Annotated in this window: 16 protein-coding genes; 2 read left to right on the top strand and 14 right to left on the bottom strand. The window is 74.7% G+C overall.

Annotated elements, in window-relative coordinates; all coding sequences use genetic code 11:
* Positions 1-53 precede the first annotated feature (53 nt).
* Together KSE_RS20935 and KSE_RS20930 are read left to right on the top strand one after the other, a co-directional pair.
* Positions 54-1904, top strand: a complete 1851-nt coding sequence (locus KSE_RS20935) for an AfsR/SARP family transcriptional regulator (RefSeq protein WP_014137334.1) — start codon at positions 54-56, stop codon at positions 1902-1904.
* Between the two features lie 173 nt (positions 1905-2077).
* On the top strand, positions 2078-3073 hold the full coding sequence (locus KSE_RS20930; protein ID WP_014137333.1) for a helix-turn-helix domain-containing protein: 996 nt from the start codon (positions 2078-2080) through the stop codon (positions 3071-3073).
* 25 nt (positions 3074-3098) lie between these two features.
* On the opposite strand, the gene KSE_RS20925 is transcribed toward KSE_RS20930, so the two are convergent.
* From KSE_RS20925 to KSE_RS20865, 14 genes are read right to left on the bottom strand one after another with little or no spacing between them, the layout of a single operon-like run.
* Positions 3099-4808, bottom strand: a complete 1710-nt coding sequence (locus tag KSE_RS20925; protein WP_014137332.1) for a DHA2 family efflux MFS transporter permease subunit — start codon at positions 4806-4808, stop codon at positions 3099-3101.
* Between the two features lie 52 nt (positions 4809-4860).
* A complete protein-coding gene (locus KSE_RS20920; protein WP_014137331.1) occupies positions 4861-6060 on the bottom strand; it encodes a hypothetical protein in 1200 nt (399 codons plus the stop codon).
* Positions 6057-6206: a hypothetical protein gene (locus KSE_RS42925; RefSeq protein WP_157850066.1), complete on the bottom strand. Its 150-nt coding sequence runs from the start codon at positions 6204-6206 to the stop codon at positions 6057-6059. The genes KSE_RS20920 and KSE_RS42925 overlap by 4 nt, the downstream gene beginning before the upstream one ends.
* The gene (locus KSE_RS43645) at positions 6203-7432 is read right to left on the bottom strand and encodes a 4'-phosphopantetheinyl transferase family protein (RefSeq protein WP_193365926.1); all 1230 of its coding nucleotides are present in this window, start codon (positions 7430-7432) and stop codon (positions 6203-6205) included. The genes KSE_RS42925 and KSE_RS43645 overlap by 4 nt, the downstream gene beginning before the upstream one ends.
* Positions 7432-9756: a beta-ketoacyl-[acyl-carrier-protein] synthase family protein gene (locus KSE_RS20910; protein ID WP_014137329.1), complete on the bottom strand. Its 2325-nt coding sequence runs from the start codon at positions 9754-9756 to the stop codon at positions 7432-7434. Before KSE_RS20910 ends, KSE_RS43645 begins: the two co-directional genes overlap by 1 nt.
* Positions 9756-10784 (bottom strand): aminomethyltransferase family protein, encoded by a 1029-nt coding sequence (locus KSE_RS45890; RefSeq protein ID WP_014137328.1) that lies wholly within the window; start codon positions 10782-10784, stop codon positions 9756-9758. The genes KSE_RS20910 and KSE_RS45890 overlap by 1 nt, the downstream gene beginning before the upstream one ends.
* A gap of 36 nt (positions 10785-10820) precedes the next feature.
* Positions 10821-12839, bottom strand: a complete 2019-nt coding sequence (locus KSE_RS20900; RefSeq protein ID WP_014137327.1) for a GNAT family N-acetyltransferase — start codon at positions 12837-12839, stop codon at positions 10821-10823.
* Between the two features lie 52 nt (positions 12840-12891).
* Positions 12892-13431, bottom strand: coding sequence for a 3-hydroxyacyl-ACP dehydratase FabZ (gene fabZ / locus KSE_RS20895; RefSeq protein WP_014137326.1), 540 nt, complete (start codon positions 13429-13431; stop codon positions 12892-12894).
* 2 nt (positions 13432-13433) lie between these two features.
* Entirely contained in the window at positions 13434-13724 is a 291-nt protein-coding gene (locus KSE_RS20890) for an acyl carrier protein (protein ID WP_014137325.1), read from the bottom strand.
* A 52-nt stretch (positions 13725-13776) separates the two neighbouring features.
* The gene (gene fabG, locus KSE_RS20885; protein ID WP_014137324.1) at positions 13777-14529 is read right to left on the bottom strand and encodes a 3-oxoacyl-ACP reductase FabG; all 753 of its coding nucleotides are present in this window, start codon (positions 14527-14529) and stop codon (positions 13777-13779) included.
* The gene (gene sbnB, locus KSE_RS20880; RefSeq protein ID WP_014137323.1) at positions 14526-15557 is read right to left on the bottom strand and encodes a 2,3-diaminopropionate biosynthesis protein SbnB; all 1032 of its coding nucleotides are present in this window, start codon (positions 15555-15557) and stop codon (positions 14526-14528) included. Before sbnB ends, fabG begins: the two co-directional genes overlap by 4 nt.
* Entirely contained in the window at positions 15554-16609 is a 1056-nt protein-coding gene (gene sbnA, locus KSE_RS20875; RefSeq protein WP_014137322.1) for a 2,3-diaminopropionate biosynthesis protein SbnA, read from the bottom strand. The genes sbnB and sbnA overlap by 4 nt, the downstream gene beginning before the upstream one ends.
* The gene (locus tag KSE_RS20870) at positions 16606-18969 is read right to left on the bottom strand and encodes a lantibiotic dehydratase (RefSeq protein WP_014137321.1); all 2364 of its coding nucleotides are present in this window, start codon (positions 18967-18969) and stop codon (positions 16606-16608) included. Before KSE_RS20870 ends, sbnA begins: the two co-directional genes overlap by 4 nt.
* On the bottom strand, positions 18966-20171 hold the full coding sequence (locus tag KSE_RS20865; protein WP_014137320.1) for an aminotransferase-like domain-containing protein: 1206 nt from the start codon (positions 20169-20171) through the stop codon (positions 18966-18968). Before KSE_RS20865 ends, KSE_RS20870 begins: the two co-directional genes overlap by 4 nt.
* Positions 20172-20181 lie beyond the last annotated feature (10 nt).

The following is a 20181-nucleotide window of genomic DNA, read 5'->3' as shown; positions in this document are numbered from 1 at the left end:
CACGAAGAGCACGGAACCTAAGGACCTGATCGCGTTCACGGGGGTGAAGGACGATGGAATTCCTGGTACTGGGCGCCCTGGAGGCCCGCCAGAGCGGTGTCCCCGTGGACGTCCGGGGCATGCGGCAGCAGCGGCTGCTGGCACTGCTGCTGCTGAACGTCGGCCGGGTGGTGTCGATGGACTTCCTGGTGGACGAGCTGTGGGAGGACCCGCCCTCCTCGGCCCGGCCCCAGGTGCACAACGCGATCCGGGACCTGAGACGGGTGCTGGCCGCCGGCGAGCACCGGCTGGTCACGGCGGACGTCGGCTACCGGCTGGCCGCCCCGGAGGACGCGGTGGACGCCAACCGGTTCGCCCGGAAGGTCCGGGAGGCCCGGGCCGCGGAGCGGGACGGGCGGACGGCGGAGGCGATCCGGCTGCTGCAGTCGGCGGTCGACCTGTGGCGCGGCGAGGCGTTCGCGGGCATCCACTGCCCGGCGGTGACCAGTGCCGCCGTGAAGCTGAACGAGCAGCGGCTGACCGCCGTCGAGGACCTGATGGCGCTGCGCCTGAAGGTCGGCGAAACCTCCTCGCTGGTCGGCGAGTTGACCGCGCTGCTGGCCGAGTACCCGCTGCGCGACTCGCTGCGGCGGAGCCTGATGACGGCGCTGTGCCGCGGCGGCCGGCAGGCCGACGCGCTGGCGGTGTACGACGAGGGGCGGCGCTTCCTGGCCGCCGAGCTGGGCCTGGAGCCGAGCCCCGGCCTGCGCGCCCTGCAGGCGGAGATCCTGGCGGACGGCCCCGGCGTGCACGGCCCCGAGCCGGTCGCCGCCGCCCCCGAACTCCCGTACCAGGCAAGGGAGTCGGCCGGACGGCCGAACTGCCTGCCGCACGACCTGGCGGACTTCACCGGCCGGGGCGCCGAGTGCGCGCTGCTGCTGGAGGCGGTCGAGCACCGGGCGCCGGGCGCGCCGCTGATGCTGGCGGTCGACGGCATGGGCGGCGTCGGCAAGACCACCCTGGCGGTGCGGATCGCGCACGAGCTGACCGACCGGTTCCCGGACGGGCAGTTCTTCGTCGGACTGGACGGCTTCGACGAGTCCCGGCCGCCGGTGCCGCCGCTCCGGGCGCTGGCCGCGCTGCTGCGCGCGGACGGGCTCCGGCCGGAGGAGGTCCCGGCCACCCTGGAGGAGCGCAGCGCGCTGTGGCGCTCCCGGCTGGCCGGGCGGCGCTGCCTGCTGGTGCTGGACGACGCGGCGGACAGCGCGCAGGTCCGTCCGCTGCTGCCGGGCGCCGGGGAGACCCTGGTGCTGGTCACCAGCCGCCGCAAACTGGGCGCCCTGGACGGCTCGGTGGCCCTCCCGCTGGACGTGCTGCCGCCGGCCGACGCGGTGGAGCTGCTGGCCCGGGTGGCCGGCCGGGCCCGGGTGGCCCGGGAGCCGGGCGCGGCCGCCGAGGCCGCCGCGCTCTGCGGCCACCTGCCGCTGGCGGTGCGGATCGCCGCGACCAAGCTGCGCGACCGCCCGGCCTGGACGGTCGCCGAACTGGCCGCCCGGCTGGCCGACCCGGTCCGGCGGGCGCACTGCCTGCGCACCCCCGACCGGGACCTGATGGCGCTGCTGCGCGCCTCCTACCAGTACCTGGACCGCTCGCAGCGGAGCTTCTCCCGGCTGATGAGCCGCCAGGGGGAGGAAAGTTTCGACGCCCAGCGGGCCGCCGCGGTGACCGGCCTGAGCCCGGACGAGGCCGAAGGGCTGCTGGACGTGCTGTTCGAGCACAACCTGGTCCGGCAGGAGGCGTCGGCGCTGTTCTCCTTCCACTGCCTGCTCCGTGACTGCGCGTCAGCCCTGGCGGAACCCCCGCCGGTGGTCTTCCCCGAGGCGGTCGAGCTGGTCGGCCGGCTGCTGGTGCCCGCCGCCGTGTGAACCCCCGTCCGCCCGCCGCCCGGGTGCCGCCCGTCCGCCGTCCGTCCGCCGCCCGCCTGTCCGTTGTCCGGTCATCTTTCCGGAAGGTGACGGTAGGTACACGGTTGCCCTGGATCAGTAAGCTCTGACTCCGAGCAAACGTTACTGGCGCTGATCGAAACGGGGATCGATTCATGCTGGACGCACTGGGACTCGACACCGAGGCCGAATCCATCTACCGGCGGATGCTGGCCGAACCGCAGTCCGGGGTCCTCGCCCTGGCCCTCGGCCTGGGCATCAGCGAGGAGCGGGTACGCCGCGGCCTCGACCGGCTGAGCGAACTGGCGCTGGTCCAACCGTCCGCCCGGGAGGGCATAGGGTTCCGGGCGGTCGGCCCGGAGACCGCGATGGAGGTGCTGCTGGCCCGGCAGCAGGCCGAACTCGCCGCCCAGCAGCTGCGGGTGGAGGCGTCCCGGGCCGCGGCCGCCCAACTCATCGCGGAGTGCTCGGCGTTCCGGCCGACCGCGACCGACGCGTCCTCCGAGCAGCTGAGCGGGCCGGAGTCGATCCGCGAGCGGCTGGCCGAACTGGCCGGCTCGGTGCGGCAGGAGGTGGCGACCTTCGCCCCCGGCGGCGCGCACTCCGAGGAGGACCTGCGGGCCAGCCGGACGCCGAACGCCGCCCTGCTGGAACGCGGGGTGCAGATGCGCACCGTCTACCTGGACAGCGTCCGCAACCACCGGCCCACCCTGGACCACGTGACCTGGCTGAACCAGCAGGGCGGCCAGGTCCGGACGGTGCCGGAACTCCCCATCCGCATGATCATCTTCGACCGGCAGCAGGCCGTCCTCCCGATCGACACCGAGGACGCCCGGGCCGGCGCCGTGGTGCTGCGCGGCGCCGGCACCGTCGCCGCGCTGTGCGCCCTGTTCGAGAGCGTCTGGGACAACGCGATCCCGGTCGGCGACGTCCCCAAGTGCGAGGCCGACGGGATGCCCCCGCAGGAGCTCGCCGTCCTGAAGATGCTCTCCCAGGGCTACACCGACGAGGCCATCGCCAAGCGGATGGGCGTCTCCCCGCGCACCGCCCGCCGGTTCGCCGCCAACCTGATGGAACGCCTGGACGCCCGCAGCCGCTTCGAGGCCGGGGTGCACGCCGTCCAGGACGGCTGGCTCCCCGCCACGCGCTGACCGCGGGCGCCGCTGCGGCGGCCCGTCAGACCGCCGGCGCCGGCTGCCCGGCCCCCGCCGGCCGGGCCGCCCGGCGCTTCTCCCGGAGATCCGCCAGGAGCAGCGCCAGCGCGGGCAGCAGTGTCACCCCGTACACCCCCAGCAGCCAGCCGAAGGAGTGCGCGAACGCCGCCGGCACCATGCCGTGGTGCGCCTTCGCCGAGTCGGTCAGCACCACCGTGACCACCGCGATGGCCAGCGCGCCGCCGATCCGCTGGGTCAGGTTGAGCTGCGAGGAGGCGTCCGGGATGGACTGCTGCCGGATCGACTGGAACGCCCGGGTCATCGTCGGCACGATGGTCAGGCCGGTGCCCAGGCCGCGCACCACCAGGCTCCCGCAGATCAGCGGGTACGGGGTGGTGCCGGTCAGGCCGGTCATCGGGAGGGTCGCCAGCATCGTCAGGCCGATGCCGATCAGCACCGTCGCCCCGCCGCCGATCCGCCGCAGCAGCACCCGGGACAGCCAGGCCGCCGTCACCACGCCCAGGCCGCCGGTCGACATCAGCAGGCCGGTGGCCACCGCCGACTCGCCGCGGGCGTCCTCGAAGTACAGCGGGATCAGCATCATCGGCGAGTACAGCACGAAGCCCAGGCAGAAGATGTTCACCACCGCGGCCGCGTACACCGGGATCCGGAACAGCCGCAGGTCCAGCAGCGGCGCCTTCGCCCGCAGCTCGCGCAGCACGAACACCACCGCGCCCAGCACCGCCAGGCCCACCGGCACCAGCAGCGCCGCCCCGGCCCGCGCCCCGTGCTCCGCGTACTCGTGGATCGCCAGCACCGTCGAGACCGTCGCCGTCGCCGAGGACACCAGGCCCAGCACGTCCAGCGGCCGGGCCCCGCCCTCCGCCGGGGCGTCCTTGCGGACCCAGCGCAGCGCCGCCGCCAGCAGCACCGCGCAGAACGGCACGTTCACCACGTACACCGCCGACCAGCCGCCCCAGCCCACCAGCAGACCGCCGATGGTCGGGCCCAGCAGCGGACCGATCAGCATCACCGAACCGTTCAGCGCCTGCACCCGGCCCAGGTGCTCACGCGGCACCCCCCGGGTCAGCAGGATCGTCGACACCGGCGTCAACACGCCCGCCGCCGCCCCCGACAGGCCGCGCGCCGCGACCAGCTGGTCCAGCGACTGCGCGGCCGCACAGCCCACCGACCCCAGCGCGAACAGCGCCACCGCCGCGACGAACACCCGCTTCGTCCCGAACCGGGTCGCCAGCCAGCCGGTCGCCGGCATCACCGCCGCCAACGCCAGCAGGTACGCCGTCACCACCCACTGCACCTGGTTGATGCCGCCGAACCGGGCGGTGGTCTCCTGCATCGAGACGTTCACGATCGTGGTGTCCAGCAGCGCGATGAAGCCGCCGGCCATCGCGATCACCATCGTCAGCAGCGCGGCCTTCGACGGCGCCTCGCCGGGCGGGCCGGCGGGCGAGCCGGCGGGCGGGCCGGCCTGCGGCTGTGCGGGCTGCTGCGGCGCGGTCGCGGACGCCTCGGCGGCGGGCTTCCCGGCCTGCGGCTTGTTCGGCTGCGGCTTGTCAGGCTGGGGCTTGTTGGCCTGCGGCTTGTTGGCCTGCGGCTTGGACTTGGTCGCGGTGGCGGTGGGCTTCGGGGCGGGCTTGCGGGCCGGGCCCGGCTTGCGGCGGGCCTTGCCCTTGGCCGCGTTCACCGTGGTGCGGGCGGGTGTGGTGGGCATCTTCGCGGGTCCTTCATCAGCGGGGAGAGGAGGTTGGGGGCCCGGGCCGGGGTCAGTCGGCCGCGAGCAGGGCGCGCTCGACCTCGTCCAGCACGGCCTCGGCGGCCGGGCGGGCGTCGGGGCGGTTGCGGCAGGACAGGGTGAGCTCGGTGCGGTCGTCGATCTGACAGGTGCTCAGGAACATCTCGGCGTACGGGACGAGCATCGGCAGCGTGTGGTAGCCGGTCGGGCGGAAGTCCGCGGTGCGGTACAGCCCGGTGTCGATCCGGCCGTGGTCGGTGAGGATCGCGGTGCACGGGAAGCGGCTGCCGTCCAGCTCCTGGGCTTCGCGCAGCGAGTTCGCGAACGGGTTGTCGCGCAGGAAGTCCCTTGCCAGCGCCGCGACTTCGCGCTTGCGGAGCATCGCGGCCAGCAGTTGGCTGTGCAGTCGGTTCCAGCGGTCCTCGCGATGCAGGTCGAGCACCAGCTGGGAGGTCAGGTTGGCGGTGGAGCGCACCTCGCGGTCGTGCCGGCGCAGGTCCACCGGGATGATCAGCCGCCCGCTGTCGGTCGCCAGCCGCCGGGAGACCGCGGCGCCCACCCGGGCGGTCACCGCGGACGGCGTCGCCGCGACCGAGCGGCGCAGCCACAGCGCGCCGCCGTCCGCCGGGCCCTGCCCGAGGATCGCCGGGAACCCGGGCACCCGGGCCGGTACGGGCGCCGCCGGGACGGGGGCGGCGGCGGCCCGGAAGTGCGTGTCGTCGACGGTGGAGTCGGCGCCGAGCAGCGGCTCGCCGCGCAGCGCGCGGAACAGGTCCTCGATCCAGTACCGCAGCCCGCGGCCGTCCGTGACGATGTGGCTGGCCCGCACCACCAACCGGGTCACCGGCCCGTTCGCCAGGCCGAGTTCGCAGACCGGGCCGGTCACCACGTCCAGGTCGCGGTGGAAGAACGGATGCGCGTACCCGGCCTCGGCCGGCAGCTCGGTGATCGGCGGCGGGGTGTCCCCGGCCCGCCAGTTCGGGCCCTTGCGGCGGACCGCGAGGCCCGGGTTGACGGCGGTCGACCGCCGTACGGCGTCGGCGAGTTCGGCCGGGTCGATCCGGCCGGCGCCCTCGATCACCATCTGGATCAGCTGCGGGGTGCCGGTGGCGTTCGCGTTCAGGTAGCCGCGCTCGATCTGCGAGATCCGCCGGGTGTAGGCCCTGGCGGCGGGCGCGGTGGCGGGAGCGGGAGCGGTGGCAGGAGCGGTGGCGGTGGCGGTCGCGGTCATGCGGCGGACTCCAGGGACGGGGCGGCGGCGAACGACCGCTGCGCGCAGCCGGGTCGACGGCCGGAGCGGGCGCCCGCGGCAGCCGGGCGGGTACGGGTGGCGGCCGGGCGGGTACGGGTGGCGGGCAGGGCGCCGGCGGCGTTCACGCGGCGGACTCCAGGCTCGGGGCGGGCAGCGGGACGGCCGGGGCGGCCGGGTCCGACTGCCACCACCAGCGGACGTGGGCGGGGGCGTCGGTGGCCAGGGCCAGTTGGAGGCCGTCGCCGAGGTCGGCGGAGCGGACCAGGTAGCCGACGTTGGTGGGCCGCCAGCCCGGCCGCCAGTCCGGGAGGCGGACGCCGGCGAAGGTCTCCTTGCGGAGGTGCGAAGCCTTGATCAGCGCCTCGCACTCGGCGAAGTCCCGCATGGTGGCGGGCTCGCCGTCCGGGCGGCCGAGCAGCGCGCCCAGCCACTGCATCGCGAACGGCCGGTCCCGGTGGTCCTGCAGGTCCACCCCGACGGTCTGCCCGGCCACCAGTGCCACCGTCGAGTACCCGGCGCAGTGCGCGACCGAGGCGGTCAGGCCCGCCTCCGGCACGCTCCAGCGCCGGTGCTCGTCCCGAACCAGTGCGCGGGGCGGGACCCGCACCCCGTGCAGGGTGGCCACCGCCTCGGCGATCAGCCACCGCCCGGCGTCGTTCAGCCGGTTGCCCATCCGGTCCCGGGGCAGGTTCGGGTGCCGGGTGACCAGGCAGTCCACGACCGCCTGCGGCTCCGCCCCGGCCCCGGCCGCCGCCGGAGCAACCGCGGTACGGACCCCGGACCGGTCGGCCCCGCCGCCCACCAGCCGGACGGTCAGCCGGCGCGCCGCGAGGCACGCCGCGACCAGCCGGCCTGCGGACCCGCCGGCACCGGGCAACCGCGGCTCGGCGAAGCGGTGTTCGACCACCGGAGCGGCACCTGTCGCCAACGACCGCTCGAAAGACGCGAGTTGGCTTGTCAGGTGTCCGCCGTCGGCCGCAGCCTCCGGTCGACCGGAACCCGCCGTCGCGACGCTGTTCGCCAACGCCCCGTCGGCAACGGCGAGTCGACCCGCACCCGCCGTCGCGCCGGAGGCGTCGATGCCCGCCAACGACCCACTCAGCGCGGCCGGTTGGCCCGCCGGGCGCCCACCGTCGACCGCAGCCTCCGGCCGGCCGGAGCCCGCCGTCGCGGAACTGTCCGCCGTCGCTGCGGAGGCGTCGCCGCCCCCGGTCAACGACTCGCCCAGCGCGGCGAGTTGGCCCTCCGGTCGCCCGGCCCGGCCCGCCGCGTGCTGGAGCGGGCCGAGGCGGAGGGACCAGCCGGCGGCGAGGGCGCCGGGGTCGGGGGTGGTGCGCCGGGTGGTGTCCATCAGGCCCTCGCGTCGAACACCGCGGCGGCGTAGGAGCCGCCGTAGGCGAAGCTGGAGAGCAGCAGCCGGCCGGCCGGGGCGTCGCCGGCCAGGGCGGCGACCAGGCCGAGGGCGCCGGCCGAGCCGTAGGTCTCGCCGAGTTGGGCCTTGGGGGTGCGGGTGGGGCGTTCGGCGAGGCCGGCCAGCGCGAGGGCGCGGCGCTGGGCGTGGTCGACGAGGCGGTAGCCGGAGGCGGCGGAGACCACGGTGTCGATCTGCTCGGGGGTGGAGCCGGCTTCGGCGAGGGCGGCGCGCAGGGCGCGGGCCCAGGCTTCGCCGTCGCGGCCGATCCGGCCGATGCCGACGGACTCGCCGGAGGCCCCGAAGCCGCGGACGTCCGCCAGGACGTGCGCGCCGCGGGCGGCGGCGGACGCCTCGGATTCGAGCAGGATCGCGGCGGCGCCCTCGGCGAGGACGGTGCCGGTGCCGCCGTCGGGGACGATCCGGGCGGTCTTCGCGTACCCGGGCAGCCGGGCCTGGGTGGCGAGGGCCTGCTCGGGGAACTCGTCGGCGACCACGACCATGATGCGGTCGGCCATGCCGCGGGCGATGACCCGGGCGGCGAGTTGCAGGGCGAGGACGGAGGAGGTGCCGCCGTTGGCGATGGTCGCGGTGTAGCCGCGGTAGCGGTGCAGCATCGCGACGTGTCCGGCGGCGGCGTTGACGACGGTGTTGGCGAACATCGCCGGGTTGGCGCCGGTGATGCCCTGTTCCAGCACGCCCTGGTGGAAGTTGAGCACCGAGGTGACCGGGCCGTAGCCGGTGGCGAAGACGATGCCGGTGCCCTCGGCCTCGGCCCGGGAGGGCTTGCCGTGCCGGTCGTACAGGTCGCCGACGGCGCCGGCGGCGAGCACGCCGAGCGGGTCCATCCGGCGGGCCTTGCTGGGGTTGAGGCGCTTGGTGACGGCCTTGACGTCGATCCGGCCGATCGGGCGGTCGCCGATGCCGGTGACGTGCTCCAGGGTGTCGTAGCCGATCCGGCCCTCGGCGAGCGCGGCGGTGAGTTCGGCGGTGGAGCCGGCCGAGCCGGCCAGGCCGGCCACGCCGGTGACCACGACGTGCTGGACGGGCTGGGTGTGCCGGGCCGAACGGGCGGGCCGTCCGGGCTTGTTGAGGACGACGGTGGCGTTGTTGCCGCCGAACGCGAAGGAGTTGGAGGCGACCACCTCCAGCGGCGCGGGCCGCCCGTCGTCGGGGACGATGTCCAGGCCGAACGGGGAGGCGGTGCCCCGGGTGTTGACGGTCGGCGGGATGACGCCCCGGTCGATGGCGAGGGTGGAGACGATCGCCTCGACCGCGCCGGCCGCGCCCAGGGTGTGGCCGAGCATCGACTTGGTGGAGCTGGCGGGCGGCAGGTCGGTGCCGAACAGCAGCTTGACGGCCTTGGGTTCGGACACGTCGTTGGCGGGGGTGCCGGTGCCGTGCAGGTTGACGTAGTCGACGTCCTCGGGGGCCAGGCCGGCGGTCTTCAGGGCCTGGGCCATCGCGGCGGCGGCGCCCTTGCCGCTGGGGTCGGGCGCGGTCTGGTGGTAGCCGTCGCAGGAGAGGCCGTAGCCGCCGAGTTCGGCGAGCGCGGCGGCGCCGCGGGCGGCGGCCCGTTCGACGGACTCCAGGACCATGAAGCCCGCGCCCTCGCCGAGGGTCAGCCCGGTGGAGGCGGACATCGGCGCGCACGGCTCGGGGTCGAGCGCGCCGAGGGCGGAGAAGCCGTACGCGGAGAGTTCGGCCAGCGGGTCGACGCCGCCGCAGATGACGTGGTCGACCTCGCCCTTCCAGAGCAGTTCGGCCGCGTAGCCGAGGGCTACGGCGCTGGCCGCGCAGGCGTTGGAGAGCACGATCCGCGGGCCGCGCAGGTCGAACTCGGCGGCGATGTAGTCGCCGACGCAGGGGAGTTGGGAGGCGGCGGCGGCCGGGGCGTCCAGTTCGCCGTCCTTGACCAGGCCGCGGTGGACGTTCTCCAGGGTCGGCATCGCGCCGAGGCTGGAGCCGACCACCACGGCGACCCGGTCGCGGTCCACGGTGTCCAGGTCGAGGCCGGAGCTGCGCAGGGCCTCGCGGATCGCGGTGGCGGCCAGCGCGTAGCAGCGGTCCAGGTCGGCGGGCTGCTCGGCGGTGACCATGCCGGCCCAGTCGGTGAGCAGCTCGGTGGTGTCGAAGAGGGTGTTGGTCTTGATCCCGGAGATGCCCTGGGAGATCGCGGTCCAGCTCTTCTCGGCGTCGTCGCCGGCGCCGGTGATCAGGCCGATCCCGGTGAGGGCGATGCGCTCGGTCGTGGTGTCGGTCATCAGTGGATCCGGGTGGTGAGGGAGCGGGCGATGACGCGGGGCTGGGTGACGGTGCGCAGCGGGGTCTGGGCGGCGTCGCCGGCGGCGAGCTCCAGGCCGGGGACCCAGAACGGGGCGTCCAGCAGGGCGACGACGAGTTCCTCGTCGGCGTTGGCGGACGGGGCCTGCCAGACGACGGTGCCGACCCGCTGCCCGCCGGCGGTGACGGCGGTGCCGGGGGCGAGCTCGGCGCCGGCCGGGGCGGCCAGGGCGGTGGTCTTGGCGGTCTCGGCGGTGGGCTTGACCAGCTCGTCGGAGCCCTGGAACTCGCCGATCCGGTTCCAGTCGACCATCCAGGCGAGGTCGGCCTCGTGCACCGGCAGCCCGGTGAAGCCGGCCGCGTAGACGGCCATCCCGGCCTCGGCCTGGACCCGGGCCAGGCCCTGCGGGCCGACCTCGGCGCCGTCCTCGGCGGCGACCGCCTCGACGACCGCGGCGTGCGCGGCCTCGGGGGCGTTGGAGAGCAGCAGGTAGCCGTACTCGCCGGTGGTGCCGACCCGGGCGAGGTGGGCGAGCGCGGCCGGCTCGCCGGGGACGGCGGACTCGGTGACGCCGTGCAGGGTCAGGCCGGAGATGTCGAACTCGACGAACTTCGCCGCGGCGGACCACGCCTGCGGGCCCTCGAAGGCGCTGGCGCCCCAGCCCTCCGGCGCGACCTCGACGGTGGCGTCGGCCGGGGCGTCGACGGCGGCCAGGTAGGCGGTCAGCTCCTCGGCGGTGACCGGGGTGCGGGGCAGCAGCCAGGAGTCGTCGCCGATCTCGAAGTGCAGCAGGATCGCGAACGGGGTGCCGTCGGCGTTCAGCGCCAGGGCCTCGCGGACGCTGTCCGGCTCGACGTACTCGCTGGACTTGGCCAGGAACAGGTCGAGGAACTCGTAGCGGTCGCCGCCGGAGATCCGGACCAGCGGGGCGGTGATCCGGTAGGCGCCGATGGCGGTGCGGACGGTGGTGTAGTCGTCCTGGGCGGTGCGGGCGGGGGCGGTGGTCATGGTGGTCTCGGTGTCCTTTCGAGGAGTGGCGCGGGGTCAGATCGCGGGTGCGGGGTGGACGGACAGCTGCCAGGCGGCGTCGGCTCCGGCCGAGGCGCAGCCGATCAGCAGTCCGGAGGAGGTGGTGCGCAGGACGATCTCCTGGGTGCCGGCCGGGCCGGCGGGGGTGAGGTGCAGCCAGTGGCCGCCGGTCAGCCGGACCGCGGCGGCGGCGGCCCAGACCTGCCGGAAGGCGCCGCTGTCCAGGGCGTGCCGGGTGCCGGCCGAGTCGATCACCACGGCGGTGTCGGCCGGGGTGTCGGGGGTGAGCCAGAGGACGGTCTCCTCGTCCGCGCCGGGGGCGTGGACGTCGAGCCGGACCGGTTCGGCGGTCCGTTCGGGGGCGGTGACCTCCCAGCTGACGCCCTCCTGCGGGGCGGCCAGGCCGAGCGGGTGCTTCTGCTCCCACTCCGGGGTGGCGACGCCCCAGCCGAGGCCGGTGGCGAGGCTGTGCCGGTGGTGTTCGCGGGTGACCCAGGCCCCGGCCCGCCAGCGCGGGTTGCAGCCGAAGGCGCGGGTGCGGGGGGCGGGGCTGCGGAGCACCTTGGTGCCGTCCTCGGTCCAGCCGGTGATTCCGCCGGCCGCCGCCTTGACGGTCAACTTCCGTTGTCCGTCGAGCGGTTGTCCGACCGAGGCGGTGCGGGTGGCGGCCCGGTCCGGGCCGGTGGCGAACTCGGTGCGCAGCCGGGCGGTGCCGTCGGCGTCGGGGACGAGGTGCCGTTCGACCAGGGTGGCGGTGATCAGCCGGACCGGGTGGCCGGCCGGGAGCGCGACCCGGGTGGTGCCGTCGGTCCAGGCGAGCGCGCTGCCCGCCGGGGCGGTCCGGGCGGCGGCGACCACCTCGGAGGTGTCGCGGACGCCGATGCCGGTGCCGATCGGGTGCCGTTCGGCGCCGTCGGGGCCGGTCAGGGCGAACTCGCCCTGGCGCAGTCCGACGGTCTGGAAGATCCGGCCGGGCCGGGTGGTGTAGCTGAACTGCTGTTCCAGCACGCCCCGGTGGAGCGTGAGGGTGCCGGTGACCAGGTTGCCGCCGGTGCGCTCGGAGACCTCGACGCCGTGCTCGACGGCCCGGACCTCCAGCGTCCGGGCCTGGCCCTCGCGCCAGCCGGCCGAGCGGTCGGCCTCGGCGCTGGGCCAGGTGGAGACGAACACCGGCCCGTGGTGGCCCTCGGCGTGCACGGTGAGGGTGCCCTCGGCGGGGTCGAGTTCGGCGGTGAGGCCGTCGCCGCCGAAGCGGTGTGGCTGCCCGCCCGTCGACTCCTTGACCTCGTAGGGGGCTTCGGCGATCCGCAGCTGCCGGGTGGCGCCGTCCGGGTCGGTGAGCCGGGCGTCGAGCAGCAGGCCGCGGTCGACGTCGATGCCGGCGGTGAGCTTGAAGCCGCCGAGCGCGAGAGCGTAGCCGACCGTCCGGACGCCGTCCACCAGCCGTACGTCGGAGCGGAGTTCGCCGTCCCGGCCGTCGGTGACGCTGCCGAAGCTGCTGAGCTTGCCGAGTTCCGCCACGGCCTCGGGGCCGAGGTCGTGGAAGACGCCGCGCAGGATCAGCGGGATGTAGTTGTGCAGTTCGACGTTGCCGTCCTCGCCGGGGACGGTCTCGCCGACCGAGACGCAGCCGACCCGCCGGTAGAGCTTGAAGGCGACGGTGTTGGCCGGGTTGACGGTCAGCCGCAGGACGAGGCAGCCGCAGCGCATCATCCACTCGACGGCCTCGGTGAACAGCCGGCCGGTGATGACGCCGTTGCGGTAGGCCGGGGCGACGAAGAACATGTCGGCGATCAGCTCGCCGGCCCGGGCGGAGCGCCGTCCGGTGCTGTGGAACAGCCCGAACGTGCCCACCACCCGGCCGTCCTCGACGGCGACCAGGAACGTCGCGGTGTCGCGCTCGGCGAGTTCGCGTTCCAGTTCGGCGCCGGTGATCCCGCCCGCCACCGGGTTGGGGTTGTCGCGGTGCCGGTTGTAGAGCTCGGCGATGTCGTGCGCGTCGCCCTCCTGGTAGGGGCGGATCGTGATGGACATGGCACACCTCCTTGTCTGTGCTGGGGCGGGGCCTGCGGGGAGCGGGGCGGGGTCAGCCCTTGCGCTCGGTGGTGACGATCAGCGAGCCGGCGGCGGCGAGTTCGGTGCCGACCGAGGCCCGGACCGAGACCGAGCGCAGGCCGCCGAGCTTCTGGCCGAGCTTGGCCTCCAGGGTGAGCTGGTCGCCGGGGACGACCAGCCGGGAGAACTTCATCGAGCTGATCGAGCCGAGGTAGCCGACGCTGGCCGAGGGGTCGGCGGGCTCGCTTCCGGCGGCCGGGGCCGGGGCCTCCAGCAGCTCGGCGACGTAGACCACGGCGACCAGCTGGGCCATCGCCTCGACGATCATCACGCCGGGCATGATCGAGTGGTCGGGGTAGTGGCCGGCGAAGAACGGCTCGTTCACCGAGACGCTCTTGACGCCGCGTCCGGAGACGCCGGGGACCACGTCGTAGGCGCGGTCGATCATCAGCATCGGCCAGCGGTGCGGCAGCATCCGCTTGATGTCGTCGGAGGAGTAGGCGAAGGTCTTCGGCTTCTCCCGGCCCGGCGCGGCGGCCTTGGCGGGCGCGAGGGCGGTGGCGGGGGTCACGGTCAGACCTCGCGGGCTTCGATGAAGTCGACCAGGGCGTTGATGGAGCCGAACGCCTCGAAGTCGTCGTCGCTGATCAGCACGTCGTACTCGTTGTTGATCATGACAACGATCTCCAGGGTGTCCAGCGAGTCCATCTCCAGGCCGCGGCCGAACAGCGGCTGGTTGTCGGAGACGACCTCGGCCTCGGCGTCCAGGCCCAGGCGGTCGATGATCATCGACTTGATCCTCAGGTTCCGCTCCAGGCGCTGCTCGGCCTGGGCGCGGACGTCCTCGAAGGTGGCGGTGGACATGGCGGTTTCCTCTCGTCGGTGATGTGATGGAGCGTCAGTTCGGTGACGGGGGTCAGCTGTAGAGCATTCCGCCGTCGACGGTGAGCACCTTGGCGGTGATGTACGAGGCCGCCGGGCTGGCCAGGAAGACCGCCGCCTGGGCGACCTCCTCCGGGGTGCCCATCCGGCCCAGCGGGATCGCCGCCGCGGCCTCCTTGAGCTGGGCGCGCGGCACCTTCTTCACCATGTCGGTGTCGATGAAGCCGGGCGCGACCACGTTGACCCGGATGCCCTTCGGCGCGCCCTCGTAGGCGAGGGTCTTGGCCATCGCGATCACCCCGCCCTTGGAGGCGGCGTAGTTGGCCTGGCCGACCCGGCCGGCGATCCCGGAGGTGGAGGCGATGAAGACGATCGAGCCGCCGGAGGCGTACATCTGCTTGGTCGCCTCGCGGGCCGTCAGGAACGCGCCGGTCAGGTTGGTGGAGATCACCTCCTGCCACTTGGCGGCGCTCATCGCCGCGAAGTGCCCGTCGGCGGTGATCCCCGAGTTGAGGACCGCGACGTCGACCCCGCCCCAGGCGGTGCGGATCTCCTTGTACATCGCGGTGACCTGCGCCTCGTCCGAGACGTCGGCCTTCACCAGCAGGGCGCGCCGGCCCAGGCCCTCGATCTTCTCCGCCAGCTGCTCGGCCTTCCCGGCGCTGGAACGGTAGTTGAGCGCGACGTCGCAGCCGTGCTCGGCGAGCTGGAGGGCGATCGCGGCGCCGATGCCGCGCGAGGCGCCGGTGACGACGGCCCGGGTGCCCTCCTGGAACAGTCCGGTCATGCGGGGCTCCCGGTGAAGTGCGAGGTGACCTTGTGGGTGCCGGGGTCGAAGCCGTCGACCTCGGTGCCGAGCCCGGCCTTCTCGGCGACGTTCAGCACCGCCTCGGCGACGGCCAGGTCGAGCACCCCGAGGCCGAACGGGGAGAACACCACGGTGCGGGCGCCGTCCGGCAGTTCGGCGGTGCCGTCGAGCAGCGCGCCGATCTCGGCGGTGACGAAGCGGCGGTGGCCGGAGCGCAGTTCGGCCTTGTGCAGCGAGGTCTGCTCGCGGATCGCGTGGTCGGCGTCGTCGACCACGTTGACCGCGTCGAGCACCGACCCGACCGACAGGTCGCGCAGCGACAGGTGCAGCACGACCTGGCCGTGCGGGCGCTGCGGGTGGGCGGCGAGGTCGAGCCAGTACGTGGAGTCGGTGGTGGCGATCGAGACCGTGTCGGCGGTCAGCACCTGGCTCAGCGGGGCGGCCCGGAAGGCGATGTCCGGGTACTCGGCGGCGAGTTCGGCGGCGAACACCTCGGCCCGCTCCGGGTAGGCGTCCTGCAGCAGGACGGTCTCCAGCTCGCCGTGCACCTGGGTGAGGAAGTGCGTCACCCGGTGGTTGATGGTGCCGCAGCCGACCAGGCCGGCGGTGCGGACCTCGCGGCCGGTGTTCAGCAGGCCGGAGGCGAGCGCCGCGCCGGCCGCGGTGCGGACCGCGGAGATCTGGCTGCCCTCCATCAGGGCCAGCGGGTAGCCGGACTCCAGGTCGTTCAGGATGCACAGCGAACTGGCGCGCTGCATCCCGCGCTTGACGTTCTCCGGGAAGGACGAGATCCACTTCAGGCCCATCACCGGGGCCGGTCCGCCGAGGTAGGCGGGCAGCGCGATGATCCGCGAGTCGGAGCGGTGCAGCGGGCGCAGGAAGGTCGAGAAGGGGAGGTCGGACTTGCCCTGGCCGTGCAGCACGTAGGCGTCGCGGACCAGGCCGATGACGGCGGAGTCGAGGTCGGCCAGGGCGACCCTGACGTCCTCCCGCCCGAGGATCCTCATGGCGTGTCTCTCTCTTGCTCGGTGGGCGGCAGGTACTGCCGGAGGTAGGACTCGACCCACTGGTCGTCGTAGATGGTGTCGAGGTAGCGGTCGCCGCCGTCCGGGAGCACCGCGACGCAGACGGCGCCGGGCTCGATCCAGTCGGCGGACTGCCGGAGCGCGGCGATCACCGCGCCGGAGGAGCCGCCGGCCAGGATCGACTCCTCGGCCAGCAGGCTGCGGCAGCCCCGGATGCACTCGGAGTCGGTCACCTTGACCACCCGGTCGGCCAGTCCGGGCCGCAGCAGCGCGGGGACGACGGCGGCGCCGTGGCCGGGGATGGTGCGCTTGTGGGCGGCCTCCCAGGGCTCCGGCGGGCCGAAGATCACGCTGCCGACGGCGTCCACCGCGACCACCCGGGTGGACAGCCCCTGGGCCTGGACGTACTCGGCGCAGCCGCGCAGGGTGCCGGTGGTGCCGGCCGCCAGGAACAGGTAGTCGGGGGCGGCGGGCAGCGCCTCGACGATCTCCCGCATGGTGCCGTGGTGGGCGCGGGCGTTGTCCTCGTTGGCGTACTGGTTGGGCCACCAGGCGTCGGGGACGGTCTCCAGCAGGTGCCGGACCCGGGCGATCCGGGCCGGCAGGTACTCGCCGGTGGCCGGGTCGCGGTGCTCGACCACCTCCACCCTGGCGCCGTAGGCCCGCATGATGGCGAGGTTCTGCGGGGTGGTGCGCGGGTCGACCACGATGACCAGGCCGAGCCGGTGGAAGTTGCACAGCTGGGCGAGCGCGATGCCCAGGTTCCCGGAGGAGGACTCCACCACGGTGGAGACGCCGGGGACGATCCGGCCGCTGGCGATGGCCTGCTCGACCATCGACTTGGCGGCCCGGTCCTTGATGGAGCCGCCGGGGTTGAACCGCTCGCACTTGGCGTACACCTGGAAGCGGGCGGGCGGGAACAGGCGGTCGAGCGCGACCAGCGGGGTTCCGCCGATCGTGGCGACGATGTCGGGGTCCGACGGCCGGTGCGGGCGTACCCGTACCGCGGCGCCGTCGGGGACGAGCACGGTCATTGCGGCACCTCTCGGCTGATCTGGAGCCGAAGCTCGCTGACGTAGCGCTCGCCGTCGGCGTCGGGCAGCCAGGACTCCTCGGGGGCCGGCAGCGGTTCGCTGACGGTCACCACGGCGTCCGGGTCGGACTGCACCGCGCGGCGGACGAGGTTGGCGAAGGACAGCACCAGCACCGGGCTGGTGAAGTCGACCAGGGAGGGTTTGGTCTCCTCGGGGAACTTGACGAACGCCCGGTCCGGCAGGCCGTTGGCGTCCACCCAGCGGCGCACCGCCAGGTAGTCGCGGTGCCGGTCGGCCTTGGCGGGGAGCTCGACGCCGGTCGGCGGCAGCCGCCAGGTCTCCCGGAACAGCACCAGGCCGTCCAGGGTGACCCGGGGGGCGTGCGGCCGGTCCAGGCCGATCTTGAAGGCGTCGCAGGCGATGATCGAGATCAGCACCGCGAGCAGTTCGGAGAGCGAGCGGGCACGGCCGTCGGCGGTGGTCGCGGTGACCCGCCCGTCCTGTTCGGCGAGCGTGATGGAGACGGCGGGCTCGATCCGGTCGCGCTGGTCGAACGGGGCGCGGGTGAAGCCGATCAGCCGGTCGCCGGCGCCGATCGGGGCGGGCACCATCCGGCCGCTGTTGCGCTTCCAGCCGACCGGGAGCAGCGGCACCAGGCGTTCGGCGCCGATCACCCGGTTGACCCGGTCGCGGACGGTGCCGCCGGGGCCGGCCGTCCAGTCCAGGAACGGCAGGTCGAGGGTGGCCAGGCAGGCGTGCATCTCGCCGAGCACCACCGTGTAGTCGCCCGCGTTGACCGCCGCCGCGGAGCGGGCCACCACCTGGAGGTCGGGGCTGTGCACGGCGAGGTGCGGGGAGCGCACCTCGCCGGTGGCGAAGACCTCCCGGACCCGGGCGGCGATCCGGTCGGCGGGCAGCTCGACCCGGGTGGCGCCGTCGGGCAGCTCGCCGATCACCTCGCGCCACTTCAGGGCGAGTTCGCCGACCGCGCGCCGCACCGGGTGGTCGTGCTCGCCCCAGAACAGCGCCAGGGTCTGCGGCCAGACGTCGGCGAGGGTGACGGGCGTGCCGGCCGGCAGCTTGGCGGCGGCGGCCCGGACGAATCCGGCGACCTCGGCCTCGACGAGTTCGGCCAGCCGGTTGCCGAACCAGTCGGCGGCGTCGGCGACCAGGGCGAGCGGGCGGGCCAGCGCGTCCAGGAAGTCCCGGCCGAGCTCCATCCGGCAGTCCCGCAGCGCGTCCTGGTAGCTCAGGGTGCGCCCGGCGTACGCCTTGCCCTCCTCGCGGGAGGCGGCCTCGCCGGTGGTCTCGACGAAGTACGCGTCCAGCGCGTCCAGTGCCTCGACCAGCTGCTCGGCGGTCCCGGCCCGCTCGATCTCCCGCTTGTGGCGGGCGAGTTCGGTCAGCACCGCGTCGTAGCGGACGAACAGCGCGGGGTCGCCGATGGCGTCGACCCGGCGGCGCAGCACCCGCTCGGCGCGGACGTCGACCGGGATGTTGGCGTCCCAGCCGAGGACGCGCTGGCGCAGCAGCCGGCCGAGGGCCTTCTCCACCCTGTCGCGGGCGGTGGCGGCGTCCCAGCCGTGCTCGGCGATCAGCAGGTCGGTGATCCGCTCGGCGTGGCGGTCGCCGTCGGCGAGCCGCAGCAGCTGGGCCTCCTCGGGGCGCAGCCGGAGCACCTTGCGGGTGGGCAGCACCAGCCGGTCGCCGTCCAGCTGGACGTCGGGGCGCAGCACCGGCGGGAACCACCAGCGGGCGCCGGGCTGTTCGGCCATCCAGTCGGCGACGGCGGCGACCGTCCAGCGCTCCAGGGCGGTGTGGGTGGCGGCGACCAGGCCGGGGCCTGGCTCGACGTCGACGGCGCGGTCGGTGCGGCCGACGCCGATCCAGGCGGCGGGGCCGAAGAAGCCGATGGTGTCGGCCTTGGCGCAGTAGCGCAGCCAGTACATGGCGAGGGTGCGTTCGCGCTGGCGGCGCTTGGTCTCCTTGCCGCCGGGGGCGGCCAGCGAGTCGAGGATCCGGTAGACGGTGCGGTTCTGCCAGGCGATGGCGAGGCGGAGCCTGGGGTCGGTGGCGAGGCGGGCGAGGGCGGTGCCCTCGGCGTCGGCGTCGGCGGCGTAGGCGGCGTGGAACGCGTCGGCGGTGCCGTGGCCGGCGGTGAGCGCGGCGGCGGCGGCCGGGGCGCGGGTGCCGCCGACCAGGTCGAGGCCGGAGACCGGGAACCCGGCGTTGCGGAGCAGTCCGACGCCCCAGACCCGCCAGTCGGTGCCGGCCAGCCGGTGGCGCGGGCCGAGGTCGGCCCAGTCGACGGCGGCGGGCCCGGTGTCTTCCGCGAGGGTCTCGACGGCGGGCGCGGTCATCCCGCCACCTCCGCGAACTCGCGCTGCTCGGAAGGGGTTTCGGTGAGCGCGGCGGAGAGCCGGCCGACCGCCTCGGCGATCTTCCTGCGGGGCACGTTGCTGAAGCACAGCCGCAGGCCGTCGGCGTGCTCGCCGTCGATCGAGAAGTGCCCGCCGGGGACGACCGAGACGCCGCGGTCGGCGGCGGCCCGCGCGTACGGTCCGGCGTCGGCCCGGTCGCGGTGGCGCAGCCAGAGGTAGAAGCCGCCGCCGGGGCGCTGCCAGTGCCAGGGGGTGCCGGTGCCGAGTTCGGCGTCCAGCGCGTCGGCCATCAGGGCGCAGCGCTCGCGGTAGCTGTCCCGGTAGCGGTCGATCAGGGTGTCCCAGCCGGAGCGGGAGTGGTAGGCGGCCAGCGCGCCCTGGGCGAGCGCGGAGGGCGACAGCGAGATGATCTCGGCGACCCGGGCCAGGTCGTGCCGCAGGTGGGCGGGGGCGGCGATCCAGCCGGAGCGCAGGCCGGGCGCGAAGATCTTGGAGAACGTCCCGAGGTAGACCACCCGCTCCGGGTCGAGGGCCTGGAACAGCGTGGTGGTGGTGCCGTCGAAGCCGAGCAGGCCGTACGGGTTGTCCTCGACCAGCAGCAGGTCGAGCTCGCGGCAGGCGGCGAGGATCGCGGCGCGGCGCGGGACGGCGAGGGTGGCGCCGGTCGGGTTCTGGAAGGTCGGGTTGGTGTAGAGCAGCCGGACGGTGTGCCCGGCGGAGCGCAACTCCTGGACGGTTCTTCTGAGTTCGACCGGGTCGAGGCCCTCGGCGTCCTCCGCGGCGGCGTACGGCAGCAGGCCGGCGGTGCGGAAGGCGGCGGTGGCGCCGGGGTAGGCGGGGGTCTGGGTGAGGATGGTGTCGCCGGGGCTGCCGAGGGCGAGGGCGACGGCGGTCAGGCCCATCTGCGAGCCGCTGGTCGGGATCAGGTTGTCGGCGTCGGCCAGGCCGCCCTCGCGGGCCATCAGGTCGGCGACGGCGGGGACGAGGGCCTTGGCGACGTGCGGGGTGGTGTACTGCAGGGCGAGCCTGCCGCCGAGCCGCACGAGCCGGCCGAGCTGGGCGGATATCTCGTCCAGCGGGAGGACGTCCAGGTCGGGCAGGCCGCCGGCCAGCGAGATCACGTCCGCGCCGCGTTCGAACAGCTTCGGCATCTCGGCCGGGGGTCTGGTGTCGGTCCACATGGCTGCCGGC

The sequence above is a fragment of the Kitasatospora setae KM-6054 genome, assembly GCF_000269985.1.
Classification (GTDB): Bacteria; Actinomycetota; Actinomycetes; order Streptomycetales; family Streptomycetaceae; genus Kitasatospora; species Kitasatospora setae.
This window is presented reverse-complemented; position numbering and strand designations above follow the sequence as displayed.